Origin of the sequence: Paenibacillus foliorum (assembly GCF_013141765.1) — a bacterium.
Lineage (GTDB): Bacteria > Bacillota > Bacilli > Paenibacillales > NBRC-103111 > Paenibacillus_S > Paenibacillus_S foliorum.
Genome location: NZ_WHOD01000003.1, coordinates 153,751 through 173,701, shown reverse-complemented (window position 1 = coordinate 173,701; position 19,951 = coordinate 153,751). Strand labels below are relative to the sequence as shown.

Sequence of the window (19,951 nt, the reverse complement as noted above, 5' to 3'; positions counted from 1 at the left end):
ATTGCAAGAAAAGCTACCGCTACTACACGAATGTATCATCATCGAAAGGGCTTCGAATAGAAGCTTTTTTAAGTCTAAGGCCTGACACGTTCTAAAAATTGTATCCTTTTCCCCATAAATCGTAGATGTTGGCTTGAGCCAGTTTCTTTACAATTAGCTATACAGAACAAATTACTAGGTTAGGGTGGTGCGATGCGTGGGTTCTTTTTCAATCAACAAAAAGAGGTTCAACCAAAATATTCCATTGTTAGTGATGTTTATTCCAGTCGTCTTGTTTTTCATTATTTTTAAATACTTCCCCATGTTTGGCTTGCTCATTGCGTTTAAGGATTACAACTTTGCGGACGGGATTTTACATAGTCCTTGGGTGGGCCTGAGCAATTTTGAAATGCTCTTTAATCAATCGCAAACGCTGAATATTATCCGCAATACACTGTTGTTAAGTTTATTGAGCTTGGTTTTCGGTTTTCCGGTCCCGATAGTTCTGGCTATCTTGCTGAATGAGGCGCGAAGGCTATGGTTCAAAAAGTTCGTGCAAACCGTTGTCTATTTGCCGCATTTTCTTTCTTGGGTTGTTGTAGGTGGTCTGGTTTTGACGATATTTTCAATGGAATCCAGCGCCATAAATCATTGGATCGAACAACAGTTCGGGGAGCCTTACCCGTTCTTGTATAATCCTAATTCATGGATTGCCGTATTCGTGGCCTCGGGCGTGTGGAAGGAAATGGGCTTCAATGCGATTATTTACTTGGCTGCGCTCAGTTCCATAGATCCAAGCTTGTATGAAGCGGCTGCTATCGATGGCGCTGGCAAGCTGAAGCAGATTTGGCATGTAACGCTTCCTGGTATTCAGACTACAATCGTACTGCTAATTATACTGGCGATTGGAAAAGTGATGGATGTGGGATTCGATCCGGTATTCAACCTGCAAAATAATGTAGTCAGCAGTGTGTCCGAAGTTATTAGCACCTATGTGTATCGCGTTGGTGTACAGCAAGGACAATTCAGCTTGACCTCGGCGATGGGGCTGTTCGAATCGGTAGTATCGTTTGTTTTAGTGCTGTCTGCAAATGCGATTGCCCGCAAATTTCAACAAGGACTTTGGTAGGAGGATTCATTCATGAAGTCAACGAGAAGTGAAAAGCTCTTTTACTTGATTAATTATATCGTGCTGTCCGTTATCGCTTTATCTTGTCTGCTGCCTTTAATCCATGTGGGTTCCCTGTCCCTGAGCGGGGCTCGTGCCATTGCCTCCGGCGAGGTCGGGTTATGGCCGGTTGATTTCACATGGGACACATACGTAGAGGTATTCAAGGGGACTAAAATAGTTCAATCGTTCTCAAACAGTGTGGTTATCACGAGCGTCGGGGTCGTGCTGAGTATGCTGACAACGATATTAGCCGCCTACCCGCTTGCCAAACGATTCTTTTATGCGCGCCGTTTTTTTACATTGGCCATGGTGTTTACGATGCTGTTTAACGGAGGGATCATCCCCACCTTCTTAGTGATTAAAGGCTTAGGACTGATTGATACTTACGGAGCACTCTGGCTTCCTGCTTTGGTCAGCACCTACAATATGCTCATTATGCGCACTTATTTTGAGAACATACCGGAGGAATTGGAGGAGGCTGCTCGAATGGACGGCTGCGGTGAATGGCGGCTTTTGCTGCAAATCGTGCTTCCGCTTTCTATGCCTGTGCTGGCGACTCTGACTCTATTTTATGGAGTATCCTACTGGAATTATTTCATGAGTGTACTGCTGTATATTAGCTCGACGGACAAATACAACATGACAGTACTGGTGCAGCAAATGGTGCAGAATCAGCAACTGCTCAACGAAATGCGTTCTCCTGAGGACATGGTCCAGCTGGTTGCCGAAGGAGTGAAGGCAGCGGCAATAGTGCTCATGATGATTCCGATGCTAGTTGTGTATCCATTTGTGCAAAGGTTTTTTGTCAAGGGAGTTATGCTTGGAGCTGTAAAAGGGTAGAAGGTTATTCTAGCAGGAGGTGATGGAAAATCACTATTTCGGCGAAATGAAGTTTGAAGCATCTGAAATGAAATGAAAAAATGGTATGATAAACAGTAGAAGAGAGGGGAAAGCAATGTCTTACTCAATGAAAAGGGTACTATTCCCGATGCTGGCAACAGCCGCACTCATCACAGCAGCAGTTGGCTGTTCGGCCCCCAAAGAGGCGAGCACTGAAGCTGGAGCAAAAGCAGGAACAGGAGCAGAGGCACTAAAATCCGCAAAGCGGGGGGCACTTACAGCAACGATCTATGATCGTGGAAATATTCCTTCCAGCGAGGGTACGATTGAAAATAATAAAATTACAAAATGGATTAATGAAGCAGGGCCGGTTGATGTCAAATTTATTCCTGTTCCTCGGACGCAGTCGGAGCAGAAGCTCAATACATTATTTGCCGGCGGGGGAGCGCCTGATTTGATTCTGGAATATGCCCCGCAAATTAAAAATCCTTTAATCGACCAGAAGCAGCTTCGTCCAATTGACGATATGATTGATAAGTACAGTACCGAGTATAAGGCACTTCTGCTGAAATATCCGGCGCTGAAGAAAGCAGGGACGGGAGCCGATGGCAAGCTGTACCAGTTCGGACGTATTAATGAGACAATTCCACAAAGAGGTTTGTTCATCCGTACCGACTGGCTAAAGAAGCTGAATCTGGAAATCCCGAAAACAACGGAGGAGCTGTATCAGGTAGCCAAAGCCTTCACAGAGCAGGATCCGGACGGAAACGGCAAGAAGGATACCTATGGTATCGCTATGTCTTATAGCTCAGGTGCTGTTCTGGACGAAATGTTCGGCGTAACCTATCCGGGCTTCATCGTGCAAAACAACGAGCTGATACACGGCTGGGATAATATTAAAGCGGTTACGCAGTTTAAGAAACAGCTTTATAGTGAAGGCTTAGTGGATAAAGACTATTTGAACGATAAAAATGGCTCCAAGGCGAAGCAGGATTTCTTGAACGGTAAAATTGGAATTTACATGGAGCAGTTCAATGTCCCCTTTGTTTTCTATAACGACTATTATTTAAATTTGAAAAAAAATGTTCCGAATGCCGAAATTACGGTGATTCCATATCCGAAGACGCCCGTAGGGCAATTTAATTCGATCTTTGTCAATCCTGTCCAAATGACGGGGGTTGTAAACGCTCAAGCTAAAGATCCGGAAGCGGTCATGAAATACGTTGATTTTGCTTCATCCGAGAAATTTATGAAAACGATGTATTATGGATTCGAAGGTGTACACAGCAAGTCGGAGCCAGGCAAATGTCCGCTGGTTACTGATCTGGATAAATGGAAAACCGAATTTAATTTTGGTGCAGGAGATTTTGCGATGCTGGCATCGCCAACATTAGCGGGCAAATGTTATTTTGGCACAGAAAAGCTGGATGCCCAAGATCCGGCTCAGGATCAAGTGAAGAAGATGTTTGAAATGAACTCAACCTTTGTGAATTTTGACCTTCCGGTTGCAGGTCCAACCCATGCTGAACAAATGCCTCAGCTGCCGAAGGAGCTTCAGCTTATTTTGACCAACACGACGAAGCAGGTAGGTGTAGGTGAAGGTGATATTTGGGTGAAGGCCATACTAACGCCTAACTACAGCGCGGAACAAGCCAAGCAGGATGCACTTGCAGCATGGGAGAAGGCCGGCGGCAAGCAGGTCGATGATTGGTATAAAAGCTTCTACGCCAAAGACAAGGACAAAATTATCCTGACCAAGGATATTTATGAAATTTTCAAAGAGCAGCGCGCTGTTCAGAAGAAATAAGCTTTGCACAACAAAAGGGAGAGTATGCCATAGGCGTACCCTCCCTTTCTTTAACGGTTGGGGTGAGCGAAGCTTACCCTGTATCTCTATTGTGATCCGTTTTCTTCTGTTCCTCTAAATGGGCAGGGGAGCGAGTGAGGGGAACGTGGATACGCTATTTTGCCATGCACACGTGATCATTCAAGTGGAACGGAACTACGATGCTTTATTCGCATCAAAATGGAGCATTTGGGCAGGTTTGAGGTGGAATAACGCATCGTATTTCCGTGAAATCATGAATCCGATGGGAGGTAAGGCAAATAGCGGAATGACGTTCCGGTAAGCGAGAGAGGGAGTGAGAAATAGTGAGATTTAGAGAGATTGAGATTGAATGAGTGTGAGTGTGTGGTCCCCAAAATAGTAGCTCGATTGATGAAAGGGTTAATGATGTTCCCTCCCGACAGTAGTCACTGACTCCATATCCGTGCCTTCAGAAAAGTAACCTTTTATAACCGCTCTTCCTAACCGCGGGCACCTAATTCATGTATAAAATTCGAAATCATTTCGGAATTGTTTCTTCCGTTGTATGTACCGTCACTTCATGCCAGAGCGAAGCATCCTTACGGTACGGAAGCTTGCAGTAAAGTGAATGGATGGCTTTGAGTACCGGTTAAGAAGTAAGGATGCACGTCAATCTCAGAGTCGATAAAAAGGGTATGGGTATGGGTATGGGTATGGGGGAGGAGCAATAGCGTCCACCACTTTGAAGGGCGTGTTCCCACCGCTGCAAGCTTTTCATTCAAATGAACACGACTTCAACAGCCGCCGTAATCCGATACCTGTCTCTCCTAACACACGAACTATGGGATAAGACAAAAACCTGAGGCATAGCCTCAGGTTTTTTTACTTATCAGGCTTGTTCTTTTTGCAGCTTCGATGGATTGTTGATCTTGTAAGGCACTGGATGTTTAGTGAGCTTCTTAGCTACTATCTTACCTTCAAACGTGATCGTATCTCCGATTTCCAGCTCCATTTTTTTAAGGGTGGCACTGTGGCTGGACCAGGCTGAACCGATTTCCATTTCCGGGTCTGTGATGGAAACTGCCTCGTAGATGACGACTTCATCCTCATTATCAGAGAAATTGTTAGGTACCGTTGTAAATTCGGTTACGGTAGCGATCATTTTCACCTTTTCTTCAGGAAGCTGAAGCTTGGGTGCTTTTTCCTTTTTGGCTTTGCCCTTCGGTGGCTCCTCGGCTTTAGGCTCTTCGGCTTTAGGCTCCTCAGCTTTAGGTTCTTCGATGTTAGCTTTTTCTATGTTAGGCTCTTCGATCGGAACTTCTGCTACAGGAGGAGCGGCTTCCTGCGATGGTTCAAGCTCTAGGCTCTCTATCCCCTCTACGATCTCTGAGCTCTCCGTCCCTACTGATTCTTCGGTTGCAGCATTAAGCTTCTGACCGTAATTGGCTGCCTGCATTTCCTTTAGGTACGAAGGGTGGATGCAATGTCGTTGATTGTTATCAAATTCGATGACCGCAGTTATTTTATCCACAAAACCAATAATGCTGCAGGCTAGATTCATACCATTTCTCTTGTAAAAAAAAGCTTTTGTTTTGATTGCTTTCTCTGAAAGTAAGCCCCATTCTTTGCATTGCTCAAGCTGTGCAGCCTCGTTCTCGAAGGCGTTATACGTATTGGGCTCGATGATGAACGCATGTACCATAGCTTCTCCGCCTTTCTGTTTATACAGAAACATTTTATCACTTTAGCGAAGCACTTTCATTGTTTTAGATCGAATGAGCATTATTTCCTTTTACTTGATGGATTTTTGGAGCTGAAACTAGATATAGCAGATCGTTTGTTCACAAGCCTCTCTAGAGAAGTGGAAGTTCGTATGTTTTAAAAGAATATTTGGAGTAAATGCTATTCCTATGGTATGGTTGTTCTCTATGCTACTAGTAGATCCGGAGTAGTCAAAAGCATTTTGAAATAGAAGGAGATTGAATAGCTTGAATAATAAAGAAATAAATAGTGAGTTGCCTCCCAATTATGAGGAATTGAAAAAATCAGCTAATCGTTCGTCTAATTGGAGAGAGCGTCTAGATGCTGTTGAAGAGCTAGGCGAGTGGAAAAACAAACAAGTCATCGATTTACTAACGACTAGATTGATGAACGATACTGTGTATAAAGTGCAAGAAGCAGCATTTCATAAGCTCAGGGCATTTGGCGAAGAGGTTCAATTACCGTCGAAGAATAAAGGCGAGCTGTTTAAAGGTGTGACTAAAATTTTGATTAGAATTAAGAAGAGTTTGCCTGTTGGTCATACGTTTGAAGAGTTTAAGGAGAAGCTGAAAAAGATGAGACTCGATATGTATGATTCATATGAAGGTGAAAAGGGTGCTGATTTTGATCAATGGCTTGAAAGCACTTGGGCGTCTTTACCGATGAGATAGGTAGCAAAATATCCGGAAAAACACCCGCCAAAGGCAAGAAATCCGCCCTGCTGGCGGGTTTCTTTTTTTTGTAGGCTTGGAGAATATACTGGAAATTTCTCGCAAAAGAATTGTCCTCAAAAGCGAAAGCATATGATACAATGGGAAGCACTATACCCGCCTTATGGAGGATGTTATGCCCCCGCGATACTCTTTTTTCATTAAGTTAATGATGTTTACCACATTGGTTAGTACGATTCCACTTCTGTTTCTTGGCATCTATTCCTTCTTCCAATCGACTTCTACGGTCCAAACCAAGGTTAACGAAGCAAACGTTTTCATCTTGCAGCAGTCCCAAAACAGGGTCGAGCAAATCCTTAAAGTAATAGACCAGGTGTCCTCGCGTTATGCCGAAACACCACTTGTTGTGAATTCCGTGGCGAAGCGTATGGAAATTGAAGATTTTCAGGACATCGAATTGCTCATAAGAGGTCTTCTGGGCGTACAAACCTACGAGCTGGGCGTTAAGTCTGTGGAGCTGCATAGTCTTCAGAACCAATGGTATATCCGAGACGGCGGCTTTTATTTTGGGACGGATAAGGTGAAAGAAGCCGGTACCTTGAATTCTGTCTATAATTCCCGATGGTTACCGGATATGGATCAATCCTTTGCAGGCATTAAGCTGGTGAAAACAATTCCGTCAGCGGCCTCCGAGCAAAAGGGCTATTTATCCGTGCGTGTGTCCAATACGGAGTTGGCCAAGCTGCTGACGGGAGGCTTTTCGACGCGGGAAACGATGATTATAGATGACAAGATGAATATCATCATCCACAGCAATTCGAATAGGATCGGTCAAAGCGTCCTGTCTGAGCCTTGGTCGATGGAATTGCAAAAATCAGAGAATATGCAGGGCTATTTCAACAGTACAATGCAAGGCAAAAATTACAGCTTGATTTACAATCAATCACGATACAATAATTGGACCTATGTGTCGGTTATTCCATTAGAGGAAGCGAAGAAGGAATCCGCATCGATTGGATGGGCTACTTTAACGGCATGTCTGCTTTTACTGCTGTTTACCGGGTTGCTTTCTTATTGGGGCTCGAAGCGGATGTCCTTTCCTGTGCGCAGTCTGATGGAGTTTACGATGCGTCACAGTAAACCGTCCGGCACGGGAGCAGCGGTTAAGGATGAGCTGCAATGGATTGGAACGCAGTTCGCTTCCCTGCATCAAACCAAAGAGCAGCTGGAAGGTCAGATGAAAATTCAATCCGGCCAGCTCGTTGATTACTTCATGCTGAAGCTGTTTCAAGGCGAGATGCATCGCGCTGAGTTGAATGAAAAAACAACTCAATATCATATTCCTGCTTGGCATCGATACGCCGTAATGGTGCTGCAAATCGATACCTTAGACCAAACACGGTACAATCCTAATGAGCAAGATCTGCTATTGTTTGCCATCAACAATATCGCTTCCGAGCTGATCCCGCCACCACAGCGGATTCATGCTATGCCAATCGGCAATTATCACGTGACATTGGTCGGCAGTAATGTGGAGATTCATAGGGACCTGTTAAGCGAATTGAGCGCTCTTGCTGAATCGGTGCAGAGGGCTGCGGATGAATTTCTGGGGCTTAAAGTCAGCATCGGAATCAGCCGGCCTTATGAGTATATGTACACAACACCTCAAGCGTTTCTTGAAGCCAAAGAAGCTCTGCAATACAGGATTCGCCTTGGTGAAAAAGCGATACTGCATTTGGATGATCTGAAGCCGCAGCAAGCGTCCCGTCATTATTACCCGCATCATCTGGTGTCAGAGCTTACACAGGCGATTGCTTTTCTGGACAAGGACAAGGCTGGTGAGCTGCTCCAGCAGTTTATTCAAGAAGTGCTTCGAGTGGAAACCGACCCTAACCTTTATCGTATATCCTTTGCTATGCTGCTAACGGATTTGGCTCGGGTTATCTATGATATGGGGGATACAGGAGAACTGTTCTCTCAGGATCGCCGCAACGAGTATGAGCAGCTGTTCAGCCTAAAGACACCGCAAGAAATCGAAGGTTGGTTTAAAACGCAGATTATTCATCCTATGATGGAGCTAACCCGTAAGCGGCATGAATCATCAGGCAAAAGCATCTCTCGCTCCGTGATGGATTTGATCCATGAGCATTATGATAGCGACCTGACGCTTGAGCAGTGTGCGCTGCGGATGAATTACAGCACACATTATATTCGCAGGATGTTTCGTAAGGAAACCGGACTGAATTTCAGCGATTATTTGTCCGGATACCGTCACGACATGGCGAAGAGCTGGCTTAGTGGAACGGAAATGAAAATCACGGAAGTTGCTGAACGCCTGCAATATACGAATGCGCAGAATTTCATTCGTCAGTTCCGCAAGCTGGAGGGAATGACTCCGGGTCAATACAGGGAGCAGAAACAGAAAGAGCAGTAGGGGCTGTTTAACCGATAAGAAAGATAAGTTCCTCATTGAGCTAAAGCTTGAAGATGAGGTATCCTGCCTCGTCAAATTTGAGGTGATAACGGAAGTTGCAGTTCTGCTGTAAGGGATAATGAGGGCAGCTTACATAAAAAGCGAAGAGATAACGGAACGAATGGTTCCTGTATTTCTTCGTTTTTTTGCTTTTTTGGGAGCTAACGGAACAATCACTTCCGCTATTATTTTGAACCCCGGATGCAGAAGCAGGGATTGAATTGTTCAGCTCCCTACACTCCTTAAACGGGATTCTTCTTGAGCTTTCGTGAAAGTTATATGTCCAAATGTGGATGCTAACAGCCTGCTTCCAATGATTATTGCAGGGGACGCTAGTGATTATGAATGCTTGCTGCGCCTGTAGTATCGCCGACAAGAGCAAGTGGAACGCTGTTGATTATTGAACGCAACCTCTGGCTTCGGTATGCTGACGCTATCGACATAATCAAGGAGGACGATGAATGGTGGAACTGACTTCTAAACCGTTAAAGACGGATACGGTTACAAGGAGCAATGCCCGCCGAAGGTTAAACCGTCTGATGAAAAACAGGTGGCTGTATCTGATGGCAATTCCGGGCATGCTTTACTTTATAATTTTTCGATATTTTCCTATGTGGGGGCTGCTGATCTCCTTTCAGGACTACCAGCCGGCACTGGGCATGCTGCATAGCAAATGGGTTGGGCTTAAGCATTTCGAGCGATTTTTCTTCGACGCTTCCTTCGCGATGCTGTTCACGAACACAATCATAATGGCTGTTTATAATTTAGTATTCTTTTTCCCGCTACCCATAATACTAGCCTTACTATTGAATGAAATTCGTAAGGAAGTATTTAAACGAACCATCCAAACGATTGTATACATTCCCCATTTTGTATCTTGGGTGGTGGTGGTCGGTATTTCCTATATGTTTTTTACAACCGAAGGCGGAATTGTCAACGATGTGATTGCCGCTATGGGCTTTCCCAAGGTGGAATTTCTGATCTCAAGCGAGTGGCTACGAACTATGGTCATCTCACAGGTAGTTTGGAAGGAAACCGGATGGGGAACGATTATCTTCCTTGCAGCGTTAGCCGGGGTTGATCCGCAATTGTATGAGGCGGCAAGAATTGATGGAGCCAACCGGTTTCGACAACTGTGGCACATCACGCTTCCGGCCATACGCAGTGTCATCGTGATCCTATTTATTCTGAGGCTTGGTTCCTTCCTGGATACCGGCTTTGAGCAAATCTTCCTGATGCTGAACTCCATGAACCGCGAGGTAGGCGAGGTGTTCGATACGTATGTGTACAATGTCGGTATTCAGCAAGGCCAATTCAGCTACAGTACGGCAGTCGGATTGTTCAAATCGGTGATCGGATTGGTGCTGGTGGTTGGCGCTAACAGGATGGCCAAAAAATTCGGTGAAAGCGGCCTGTATTAAATGTGAGTTTAGCTTTTTTAACCACCTTATTAAGAAGGGAAGGGTGATTCATGGTCAACAAAGGATTAGGCAGCCGTATTTTTGATGGCTTTAATTATACATTTTTAACACTATTCGCTTTGGCTACACTGATTCCGTTTATTTACATCGTGTCGGTTTCCTTTGCAGAACCCGAAGAGGTGCTCAGACGCGGCTTTATATTATTCCCAACTTCCTTCTCGTTGGAGGGGTACCACTACATTTTTTCTACGAGCACAATTGTTAACAGCTTATTCGTAACTATAGGAATTACTGTGGTGGGGACATTTATTAATCTTCTGTTCACATCATTGTTGGCCTACCCATTATCGAGGCAGGATTTTGACGGTAGAAAGCTGTTTATGATGCTTATTGTATTCACTATGTTGTTTAATGGAGGCATTCTTCCAACCTTTCTTGTTGTAAAAGCAATGGGAATGCTTAACAGCTATTGGTCGCTGCTCATCCCTAATGCCATCAGTGCTTTCAATCTGATTGTGGTGGTCAGCTTTTTCCGGCAGCTGCCGGAAGGGCTTGAGGAAGCGGCCAAAATTGACGGCTGCAGCGATGTAGGCCTGCTTTTTAGGATTGTACTGCCCTTATCAGCACCTGTATTAGCAACGTTCGCCTTGTTTTATGCAGTAGGGCATTGGAATACTTTTTTCAGCGCGATCTTGTATATCAACGATTCCAAAATGTGGCCTATCCAAGTCTGGCTGAGGCAGATAGTTATCTTATCTCAAGGCGGGATTGGCGATTCGACCCAGTTTGATCAGAACTATATTGCTCCGCCGTCACAAATTATTAAAATGGCAGTAATTGTTATATCAACAGTGCCGATTCTGATTGTATACCCTTTTCTGCAGAAGCATTTTGCAAAAGGAGTCATGCTCGGCTCAGTAAAAGGTTGAAATGGCTCTCATTCTACTATGACTGGGAAGCGTTCATATAATATGATAATAAGGGGAGGCAATATCACAATGACAAGAAAAGCGGGAATGAGAAAAGCGGGAATTGCGACGATGGGGATCATGGTAGGCGCTGCTGCACTGCTTGCTGGCTGCGGAAGCGATAAAAGTCCTGCGGCAGGAGGCACTGGAAATAGTAGTGCCCCAGAGACTAAACAACCGTTGAAGCTTAGCATCATGACATTAATGTATGCCGAGCCGCCTAAAGCGGACAGCGATGTACAGAAGAAAATCGAAGAATATACGAACAGCAAGATTGATATATCCTGGGTACCGAATTCATCTTACAAGGAAAAGGTCAACGTAACGATTGCATCCGGTGAGTTGCCGAAGGCGCTGCTCGTTCAGAACAATAAGGATTCCAATATTTTGAGCGCCGTACGTGCGGGTGTGTTCTGGGAGGTTGGCCCCTATCTGAGCGACTACCCCAACTTATCCAAGATGAATAAATCCGTATTTGATAATATTAAGGTGGACGGCAAAATATACGGTTTGTATCGAGCTCGCGACTTAACGACCTACGGGATTATTTTCCGCAGCGATTGGCTGAAAAACGTCGGTCTTAGCCAACCCAAAACTATTGATGATCTTTATAATGTGTTTAAAGCTTTTACTTTAAATGATCCGGACAAGAATGGAAAGCAGGACACTGTGGGCTTGACGGAGGAGAAAGCGATGGATGGCTTCGGAGTGATTGCAGCCTATATGGGTGCTCCGAATGGCTGGGAAGTGAAGGATGGTAAGATGAGCCCGGATTTCTTGTCGCCGGAATACTATGAAGCCATGAAATTTTATAAACGACTGTACGATGAGAAGCTGATCAAGCAGGATTTCCCTGTGCTGAACACTCAGCAGAAGAAGGATGATATTAACCAAGGCAAAGCTGGGGCAGTAATCTCGAACTTGATTGATGGAGCTAGCTATCAGGCATCGCTTACCAAGACATTCCCGGGAGCGGATGTAGATGTGGTAAGCCGTATCACAGGGCCGAAAGGAGAACGGACACCAGGTGGATTAGGCTATAATAGTGTGTTTATGTTCCCAAAATCAAGTGTGAAGACAGAGGCGGAGCTGAAGCAAATCCTTGGATTCTACGATAAGCTGTCCGATCAGAAGATGCTGGATTTACTGGGTTGGGGTATTGAGGGAAGACATTATAAGCTAGAAGAGAGCAAGCCGGTATTTATCGATCAAAAGCTGCAGGACACAGAGGTTGGCTCCAGCTATCTCCAATTGCAGGTGGCCAAGTATACAGCCAAAACGACAGGAAAAGAAACACCGCTCATGGAGAAGTATGGAAAAATGATCAAGGAAAACGAGTCTATCGCTGTGGGCAACCCGACGAATCCGCTTGTTTCCGAAACGCAAACTACCAAAGGCAGTGAATTAAAGCCTATTATCGATGACGCCAGAACTAAATTTATTCTGGGTAAGCTGGATGAAGCTGGCTGGAAGCAAGCGATTGACCAGTGGAGAAAAGCGGGCGGCGATAAAGTAATCGAGGAATTCAGCTCGCAATATGGAAAAACCGGCAAATAAATAGGGATTTATTGAAAAAAAGAGGGGCAGCAATGCCCTTCCTTGCGTTATACTTGCTCTAATAACAGGTATTCAAGGAGGCTGGAAGGCATGCTGGATAACCGTATTAAGGTATTGCTTATTTCAGGGAATGAACATCATAAATGGCATAATTGGGAGGAAACAACCCCTAGCTCGTTCCAATATTACCAATCAGGATGAACCGCTTGCTTGGGTGAGCAGCTATCGAAACGCCGGGGTCAAAGCTCTAATCGAGGAGGAGTGACAATAATGGCAGCCAAAAGGACAGCATGCGTTTCCGGTACGGACAGAGGAATAGGCTTGGAGCTGGTGAAGCGGCTTCTACAGGAAGGATATATCGTATTTGCAGGAGGCATTACCAAGGACAATGAATCTCTGAGTCAGCTTGCGGAGCAATTTCCAGGGCAGCTTCATGCATCCCTACTCGATGTGAGCAGAGATGTAAGTGTTAAGGAATTCGCAGACTTCATTCAGAGCAAGACCGATAAGCTGGATCTTTTGATCAACAATGCAGCCATTCTTGGCGATACGAAACAAACTGTGGAAGACTCTATTGATTTTGATGACATTCAGCGTGTTTATAATGTAACAGCCGTTGGTGCCATCCGTTTATCGAACTTATTGATTCAGCCTGTTATGAACGGCGGCAAGCTGATTGTGAATATCTCTTCAGAAGCAGGCAGCATTCAGAACAGCCATAGAGAAGCTTGGTTCGGGTATTGTATGGCTAAAGCTGCATTGAATATGGGGTCATCGATCATCCATAATAAAATTCGCAAGCAGGGCGGTCGGGTTCTGCTGCTGCATCCGGGTTGGGTTAAGACCTATATGCAGGGCGTATGGAATGACCAAGGCACATATACTCCTGAAGAAGCAGCTGCTAACATTCTGCACAGAATCGCTGAATTTAAAGATCAGATTCGTGAACAGCCGATTTATATTGAAGCCGATACAGGGAAAGAACTGCCTTGGTAAGCCAAATGAAAGGGGACCTTCAATTGTCAATATCGGATAAAATAAAAATGCTATTGGTAGGGGATGGAGAAGCGGCCATGTATCATCCTCTGGAGCCGGTTAGTTTAGAGCTGGAAGCCATTCTAAAGGATGAGTTTGAGCTTATAAGCACGGAGGATTATCAGGCATTTGCAGAATTGGAATCAAGTGAATACAAGGTGTGCATTTCTTACACCGATTGCTGGAAACGGGATCTGACTTCCGGGCAAACAGCAGGGCTGCTGAAATTCGTAGCGGGGGGCGGTAGCTTAATCGTTCTTCACAGCGGTATTTCCATACAACGCAGCTATGAGCTTCTGCAGATGGTTGGAGCTAAATTCACTCATCATCCCAAATATCAGTCACTAAATTATTACGGGGCATCTGAAGGACATCCATTGCTAACTAACGTTGAGGACTTTACCGTTGATGAAGAGCCTTACATGTTCGAATTCGATCCGTTTACGAAGAAAACCGTGTTCCTGGAATTTGAATATGAAGGGGAGCGGTACCCGGCAGGCTGGGAACAAGATTATGGTTTGGGCAAGGTTATTTATTTACAGCCTGGGCATAACGCAACATCATTCAGACCGGAAGCCTATAGACAGCTGGTTCTTAACAGTGCCCGCTGGGCTGCAGCGAGGGAACAGGTATAGTGGTTTTGTAAGTGAAGGCTCCAGTAGAAGTGCAAGAAGATCTATAAGAAGATGTGTAAGCTGAAAAGATATTCTCCAAGCATTCAAAAGCTGCCCATAATGAGCAGCTTTTTTTCTTTGATCGGCAGCAAGGGACGGTTTATTGCACATTCCTGTGACGGAGAAAGTATAATCCTTAGCGCGATAAATGTGCAATAGAAAACTAGAGCCATAATAAAAATGTCCAGTTGTGTGCAAGATACGGCTCCTCTAAGGATGTGCATTTCAATTAGTCGGCAGATATTACAGAATTGACATCTTATTCGCATGTAAGCTATAGTAAGGTTATCTTTAACTAAGGGAGAGATTTTGATGTCGGTGGCCGTTCTTAACTAAAAAATTCCATATTGAGGTATCACTAATCCATGGACAAATTGCTGGTTCAGCGATGTTTATTTGTTATGGCCTAAAGGTAGCCTCGGAATTAGTTAAGAACAACGGATATCATACAATGCCTTAGGTGTATTCCTATCATTGCGCCCGGATCCGTGCTGAGTTCAGCGCGGTTTTTTTGTTTTCTGGGGCTTTTTTTAGGTGTATTTAAAAAGGGCGGAGAATGACGTAAGTTCATTCTTCGCCCTTTTTCTATTTTTTTATAAGGAGAGATAAAAGATGAACGAGAAAGCACTACAGCGACTGGAATACGGCAAAGTCAAAGAAATTCTGATGGGGTACGCGATTTCATACTTGGGCAAAAGGCAGATCGAACAGATGTTGCCGATGACTTCGGGCAAATTAATGAGGAAAAAACTGGATGAAACGGCGGAAGCCAAATCCTTAATTCGACATGGCGCCAGTGTTCCGGTTCCTTCGCTAGAAGGAATCGAAAATATACTAACACTTCTGGGTACAGGTTATGTGTTCAGTGAAAAAGATTTCTTGCATATCCATCAATTTCTTACCAGCTGCGCTCAGTTAATGAGATACATGGCAGCCAAATTGGATGTAGCGCCTCATATTAGCACCTATGCAGCTTCCATGTATGAAATGGATAAGCTGAAGTCGGAAATCAACCGGTGCATTCGAAACGGGCAAGTGACCGACATAGCGAGCAAGGAGCTGCTAAAAGTTCGTAAGCGGATATCCGTATTTGAAGAACGGCTAAAGAGTAAGCTGGATTCCCTGATGAGCAAACATCGTTCCATCCTGCAGGAGAATATAATCAGTACACGAAGCGGGCGGTATGTGCTCCCAATCAAGAAAGAGCATCGAAAGCTTGTAAAGGGTACGGTCCTGGATGAGTCGGCAAGCGGGCAAACGGTATTTATCGAGCCGGATGAAATTATGAGTTTTCAGTATGAACTCTCAAGTCTCAGAGCCGAGGAAGCGCGGGAAGAAACGAAGGTGCTGAGCGATTTGACAGCTCTTGCTGAAGAATCCGCACAACAATTCCAAGTCAATGTGGAAACCGTGGGTACCTATGATTTTCTGTTTGCCAAAGCTAAATATGCATTAGCTATTGGAGGTTCCAATGTTAAATTAAACGAGGAAGGAATTATCGAACTACGGGAAGCGAAGCATCCTTTACTTGGCAATCAAATGGTTCCCCTCCATTTTGCAATCGGCAAAAAGTACAAATCGCTTATTATTACAGGGCCGAATACAGGAGGAAAAACACTGGCATTAAAAACGGTCGGTTTGCTAACCGTCATGGTACAGTCAGGCCTACTTGTTCCTGTGCAGGAAGGTAGTTTGTTTTCGGTATACACCAACGTTGCTGTGGATATAGGCGATGGGCAAAGCATTGAACATGCGCTCAGTACGTTTTCTGCGCATATTCGAAATGTTATCGATATTTTACAGATAGCTGACAGCTCCACACTTGTGCTGATTGATGAAATGGCTTCAGGGACGGACCCTGGGGAAGGCGTTGGATTGTCTGTTGCCATTCTGGAAGAGCTGCACAGAAGGGAAGCTACTGTAGTGGCGACAACCCATTTTACGGAGATCAAAAATTTTGCCGCGGCAGCCCCAGGCTTTGAAAACGCACGGATGGAATTCGATGCGCAAACGCTCCAGCCCCTCTACCGCCTGCGGATAGGGGAAGCGGGTCAAAGCTACGCCTTCTTGATTGCCTTGAAGCTAGGAATACCAGCGGAAATTATTCACCGCTCCCGTGAAATTACAGCTAGCGGTATCCCGTATATGCTGCCTCAGGAAATTACGATAACAGAGCAGGCACCGCTTGAGAGCACTGGCAGGAGCATGGTTCAGCAAGAAGAAACTCGTATATTGCCTAGACATCGTACGCATAAGGAGGAGGCTGAAGCTGGTACCATGAAACCTGAGCCTGTTACTGAAAGCTTTCAGCTCGGTGACCGTGTGTTCGCTGCCTACTTAGGCCGCAGCGGTATTGTTTGTGAGACCGAGGATTCCATGGGTAACATCGGAGTGATGATCCAAAAGCAGAAAATGAAAATAAAGAAAAAGCGACTGGTGCTTCAGATTGAAAGCAAGGAATTGTACCCGGACAATTACGATTTGGATATTATATTTGAAACCAAACAAAACAGGAAAATGCGCAAATTGATGAATCGCAAGCATGTAAAAGGACTAACTATTGAAAAAAGATCAGAGGAATGATAGTTATCGAAATGCGAAATCCAGTAGGGTAATCCTGTGAGGCCGAAACTTAAAGTGTGCAGAAAAACAACCTTTTATCCCTGTTTTATGGGATTGAAGGTTGTTTTTTAAGCCGATATTTTCCTGAGCGATTTACTTCCCAAGCAGCTGTCTGCCTTTTTTCTTCCACGCTTCAATAAATGGTTCGTCAACCGCCCATTGGATCATGACGACGGACTCGTCTGGAGTCAGACTTACAGACAACAGCGGCATCGGAATTAACTGACCTTCCAATGGGTATACGACAATTTCCCGATCGGATACCACACCAACCATTTCATCATTTGGCGAAGAAAAAGCATCTTTAGCATCCGGGTGTACCTTCAGAATATCTTTCCATTCGACAGTAAGCCGGTCATAGGAAACTACCGAAGTAGGGAGCTTAAGCGGCACTTCCCGAAGCTGGTACTGGTTCACACCCTGCTCTACAGAGCTGCTGTAAGAGGCTAGCTTGGGAACCCATTCCCCCTGATTCCGAACAATTGCCCAGCTTTCGCCATCTTCAATCAATGGGCGCGCAGAGAGCGCAGTGGAGTCCAGTACTTGAGTATCTATGTTATTATCTGTCTTCCACGAAGATTGAACAGGGTCAGCGTACAGCTTGCTCAGGGAAACGTGCGGGTCCCGCGCAGGAGCTAGCGCACTTTGGGGCTTGGTTTGGCTTAAATCCTGCAGATCCTTAACCCACACATATTCAGATTGTACCTCTTTACCTTGCTGTTTTTGGCGACTGGTTTGAGATATGGACAAGTAGCGGTTACCAGCAAAGAGCAGCTTTTCTGAGAACCTCAAGGGCTTGGCTGGTTTGAGCGTCAGAGCCATGGATTTATTCACATCTGATGTCAAGGAGGACTTAAGCATTCGATACTCCTCGTTAGAGCTTACCTGACTTTGAGGGGTGATTTTTGTAAAATCCGTTTTATAAGGCATCAATATCCCATCACCCTCGGCGACTTTGCTTAGTTTCCCTTGATCCTCAGCCAGCAGTAGGGTTCGGTAAGTGCTATATTCAGGGTTATCGCCTGCTGGGAGATGATCCTTGCGCAAGCCAATAAGCATCGCAGAATGAACTCGGAATATATCATTATCATTTGAAAGTACTGTCGAGGCTGGCACCTCACGTAGAATAGTTTCACCACCCGGTACACCAGCCGTATCTTGGCTGACGGATCCCTGCCAATCGACGGTCAAGAACAAGGCTGCCAACACAAGAGAGGTGCAAATGCCACCGATCCAAGGCATCCATTTCTTTTGTTTATCGACTTGTATTTCCACATTGGCTCCAATACGTTTCTTCAATTTATCGGAGAATCCGTGTTGGGTAAGCGGTCCATCGGCCAAGCCCTTTAGCAACTCGTCGTTAGTCGGCTCCATTGCTTTGATTCTCCTTTAATTTTGAAATTTTTTTGCGGGCATGAAATAATCTCGATTTTACGGTTCCTTCAGTGACGCCTAATATGTGTGCGATCTCTTTCATTGAAAGCTGGTAATGTGCGTAGAGCAGTAGAATCTCACGGTATTTGATAGGCAGCTGCAGCACCATCTTCCACAAGTCGTTTACAGCCAGCTTATCGATAACCGTCTGCTCGGTTGAAGTTTGCTCACCTGAGGGTGTAATAAAACTCATCAAGCTCACTTTGCGGTAAAACGCGGAGCGCCGATAGTCCAAGGTCATATTGCGAGTAATGGTTAAAATCCATGTTTTCACAGAGGATTCATTACGAAATGTATATAAATTGCGGTATACCTTAATAAAAACTTCCTGTGTGATATCATCGGCCTGATCCCATTTACGGGTAATACTGAAAGCGTAATTCCACACATCCTTACCATATGCTGTCATTAGTTCTTCCAAGATTGCTTTCTTGTCTGAGCTTTTGGATAAATATTTCAAGTAATCAAAATTCACCTTGGATTCCAACACTGCCACCTCAATTATTTGACGATCTGCTCTCAAGGAAGGTTCAATTTCCCTAATGAGGCATTTCGACCTGCACTCTTCTATACATAGCTTACATTCTTGTGCGTTACTTGAAAAGGAATAAGGTGAATTATATGGTAAAATATAGAAAAATTTAACGAGATCGGTTTAGTTCGGGTATAGTGACCATCTGATAGCCTTCGCTCTTTAAAAAAGCGATGATGTTAGGGAGAGCTTCAACGGTGTTGTCCAAGTTTCCGCGCTTGCCGCCAAAGCTATGCAGCAGAATTATATGGCCGGGCTTCGTGTGCAGCTTAATATTTTCCAAAATGCTGGATGAGGAAGTACCCGCCCAATCGCGGGGATCAACATTCCAATCGACCAAAGGGCGTCCGGCTTGCTCCAGCTCTTTCTTTTGCGTAACGGATACAGCACCATAGGGAGCACGAATCAAGTCGGGTATAACACCTATCGTTTTTTCGATTATATCATCTGTATCTTTAAATTCTTGGATAACTCTTTTGGTAGGGAGCTTGGACAAATCCGCATGATCCCAAGTATGGTTACCGATGGTATGCCCCTCTTGATTGATTCGTTTGAGAACATCTGGATGAAGGCTGACTTGGTTGCCGACTACAAAGAAGGTGGCTTTAATGTCATTTTTTTTAAGGATGTCTAAAATTTTGGGTGTGTAATTGGCATCGGGCCCGTCGTCAAAAGTAAGCGCCACACGTTTGGCAGCTGCAGCCGGTGAATCTGCACGAGCAGGTTTGGCTTCGGAGATAAGCTTCGGTTGAGCTGAGAGAGAAGAAGGATGAACGTCCGTCAACACAGCTTGTTCGGGTGTTGCTGCAGATGGGGGCTCTACATGTGCTTCTGATGTGATCTTCTTGGGTTGAAAATTAGGCAGTGGAAGGACACTTCCTGTCACTATAAGGTTAGTAAGTGCAATGCTGATCATGCCGCTAAAAGCCACGCCGATGATCAACTGCCGTTTTCTGTCTGTCAAAATACGTGTTGCCATTCTAATAAACCTTCCTTCAACCGTTCA

Annotated in this window: 17 protein-coding genes; 12 read left to right on the top strand and 5 right to left on the bottom strand. The window is 44.9% G+C overall.

Translation table 11 applies throughout. The annotated features are described in order from the left end of the window. Positions 1-253: 253 nt before the first annotated feature. The 4 genes from GC093_RS00715 (at position 254) to GC093_RS00700 (ending at position 4,119) form a co-directional block, all read left to right on the top strand. Positions 254-1,108, top strand: a complete 855-nt coding sequence (locus tag GC093_RS00715) for an ABC transporter permease (RefSeq protein WP_171649968.1) — start codon at positions 254-256, stop codon at positions 1,106-1,108. A gap of 12 nt (positions 1,109-1,120) precedes the next feature. Then, positions 1,121-1,990 (top strand): carbohydrate ABC transporter permease, encoded by an 870-nt coding sequence (locus GC093_RS00710; RefSeq protein ID WP_171649921.1) that lies wholly within the window; start codon positions 1,121-1,123, stop codon positions 1,988-1,990. Between the two features lie 127 nt (positions 1,991-2,117). After that, complete coding sequence (locus GC093_RS00705) at positions 2,118-3,797, top strand: extracellular solute-binding protein (protein ID WP_171649920.1); 1,680 nt, start codon at positions 2,118-2,120, stop codon at positions 3,795-3,797. A gap of 145 nt (positions 3,798-3,942) precedes the next feature. Then, complete coding sequence (locus GC093_RS00700; RefSeq protein WP_216624436.1) at positions 3,943-4,119, top strand: hypothetical protein; 177 nt, start codon at positions 3,943-3,945, stop codon at positions 4,117-4,119. A 277-nt stretch (positions 4,120-4,396) separates the two neighbouring features. Here GC093_RS00700 and GC093_RS00695 read toward each other — a convergent pair whose 3' ends face one another. Together GC093_RS00695 and GC093_RS00690 are read right to left on the bottom strand one after the other, a co-directional pair. Beyond that, a complete protein-coding gene (locus GC093_RS00695) occupies positions 4,397-4,579 on the bottom strand; it encodes a hypothetical protein (RefSeq protein WP_171649918.1) in 183 nt (60 codons plus the stop codon). Positions 4,580-4,686: 107 nt separating this feature from the next. Next, the gene (locus tag GC093_RS00690; protein ID WP_171649967.1) at positions 4,687-5,499 is read right to left on the bottom strand and encodes a hypothetical protein; all 813 of its coding nucleotides are present in this window, start codon (positions 5,497-5,499) and stop codon (positions 4,687-4,689) included. 286 nt (positions 5,500-5,785) lie between these two features. Here GC093_RS00690 and GC093_RS00685 point away from each other — a divergent pair, with 286 nt between their 5' ends. From GC093_RS00685 to GC093_RS00650, 8 genes are all read left to right on the top strand, one after another. Beyond that, the gene (locus GC093_RS00685; protein ID WP_171649917.1) at positions 5,786-6,229 is read left to right on the top strand and encodes a HEAT repeat domain-containing protein; all 444 of its coding nucleotides are present in this window, start codon (positions 5,786-5,788) and stop codon (positions 6,227-6,229) included. A 208-nt stretch (positions 6,230-6,437) separates the two neighbouring features. After that, the gene (locus GC093_RS00680; protein ID WP_171649916.1) at positions 6,438-8,663 is read left to right on the top strand and encodes a helix-turn-helix domain-containing protein; all 2,226 of its coding nucleotides are present in this window, start codon (positions 6,438-6,440) and stop codon (positions 8,661-8,663) included. 578 nt (positions 8,664-9,241) lie between these two features. Continuing rightward, entirely contained in the window at positions 9,242-10,123 is an 882-nt protein-coding gene (locus GC093_RS00675; RefSeq protein WP_246313241.1) for an ABC transporter permease, read from the top strand. 50 nt (positions 10,124-10,173) lie between these two features. Next, a complete protein-coding gene (locus GC093_RS00670) occupies positions 10,174-11,052 on the top strand; it encodes a carbohydrate ABC transporter permease (protein ID WP_171649915.1) in 879 nt (292 codons plus the stop codon). 69 nt (positions 11,053-11,121) lie between these two features. Beyond that, on the top strand, positions 11,122-12,648 hold the full coding sequence (locus GC093_RS00665) for an extracellular solute-binding protein (RefSeq protein ID WP_171649914.1): 1,527 nt from the start codon (positions 11,122-11,124) through the stop codon (positions 12,646-12,648). Positions 12,649-12,918: 270 nt separating this feature from the next. Continuing rightward, positions 12,919-13,644: an SDR family NAD(P)-dependent oxidoreductase gene (locus GC093_RS00660; protein WP_171649913.1), complete on the top strand. Its 726-nt coding sequence runs from the start codon at positions 12,919-12,921 to the stop codon at positions 13,642-13,644. A 23-nt stretch (positions 13,645-13,667) separates the two neighbouring features. Then, positions 13,668-14,318 (top strand): ThuA domain-containing protein, encoded by a 651-nt coding sequence (locus GC093_RS00655; protein WP_246313205.1) that lies wholly within the window; start codon positions 13,668-13,670, stop codon positions 14,316-14,318. A gap of 651 nt (positions 14,319-14,969) precedes the next feature. Next, positions 14,970-16,940: an endonuclease MutS2 gene (locus GC093_RS00650; protein ID WP_171649912.1), complete on the top strand. Its 1,971-nt coding sequence runs from the start codon at positions 14,970-14,972 to the stop codon at positions 16,938-16,940. A 132-nt stretch (positions 16,941-17,072) separates the two neighbouring features. On the opposite strand, the gene GC093_RS00645 is transcribed toward GC093_RS00650, so the two are convergent. The 3 genes from GC093_RS00645 to GC093_RS00635 all read right to left on the bottom strand — a co-directional run bounded on the left by GC093_RS00645 (position 17,073) and on the right by GC093_RS00635 (position 19,924). Then, on the bottom strand, positions 17,073-18,353 hold the full coding sequence (locus GC093_RS00645) for a hypothetical protein (protein WP_171649911.1): 1,281 nt from the start codon (positions 18,351-18,353) through the stop codon (positions 17,073-17,075). After that, complete coding sequence (locus GC093_RS00640) at positions 18,340-18,900, bottom strand: RNA polymerase sigma factor (protein ID WP_171649964.1); 561 nt, start codon at positions 18,898-18,900, stop codon at positions 18,340-18,342. The genes GC093_RS00645 and GC093_RS00640 overlap by 14 nt, the downstream gene beginning before the upstream one ends. A gap of 154 nt (positions 18,901-19,054) precedes the next feature. Next, on the bottom strand, positions 19,055-19,924 hold the full coding sequence (locus GC093_RS00635) for a polysaccharide deacetylase family protein (protein ID WP_171649910.1): 870 nt from the start codon (positions 19,922-19,924) through the stop codon (positions 19,055-19,057). Positions 19,925-19,951: the final 27 nt, after the last annotated feature.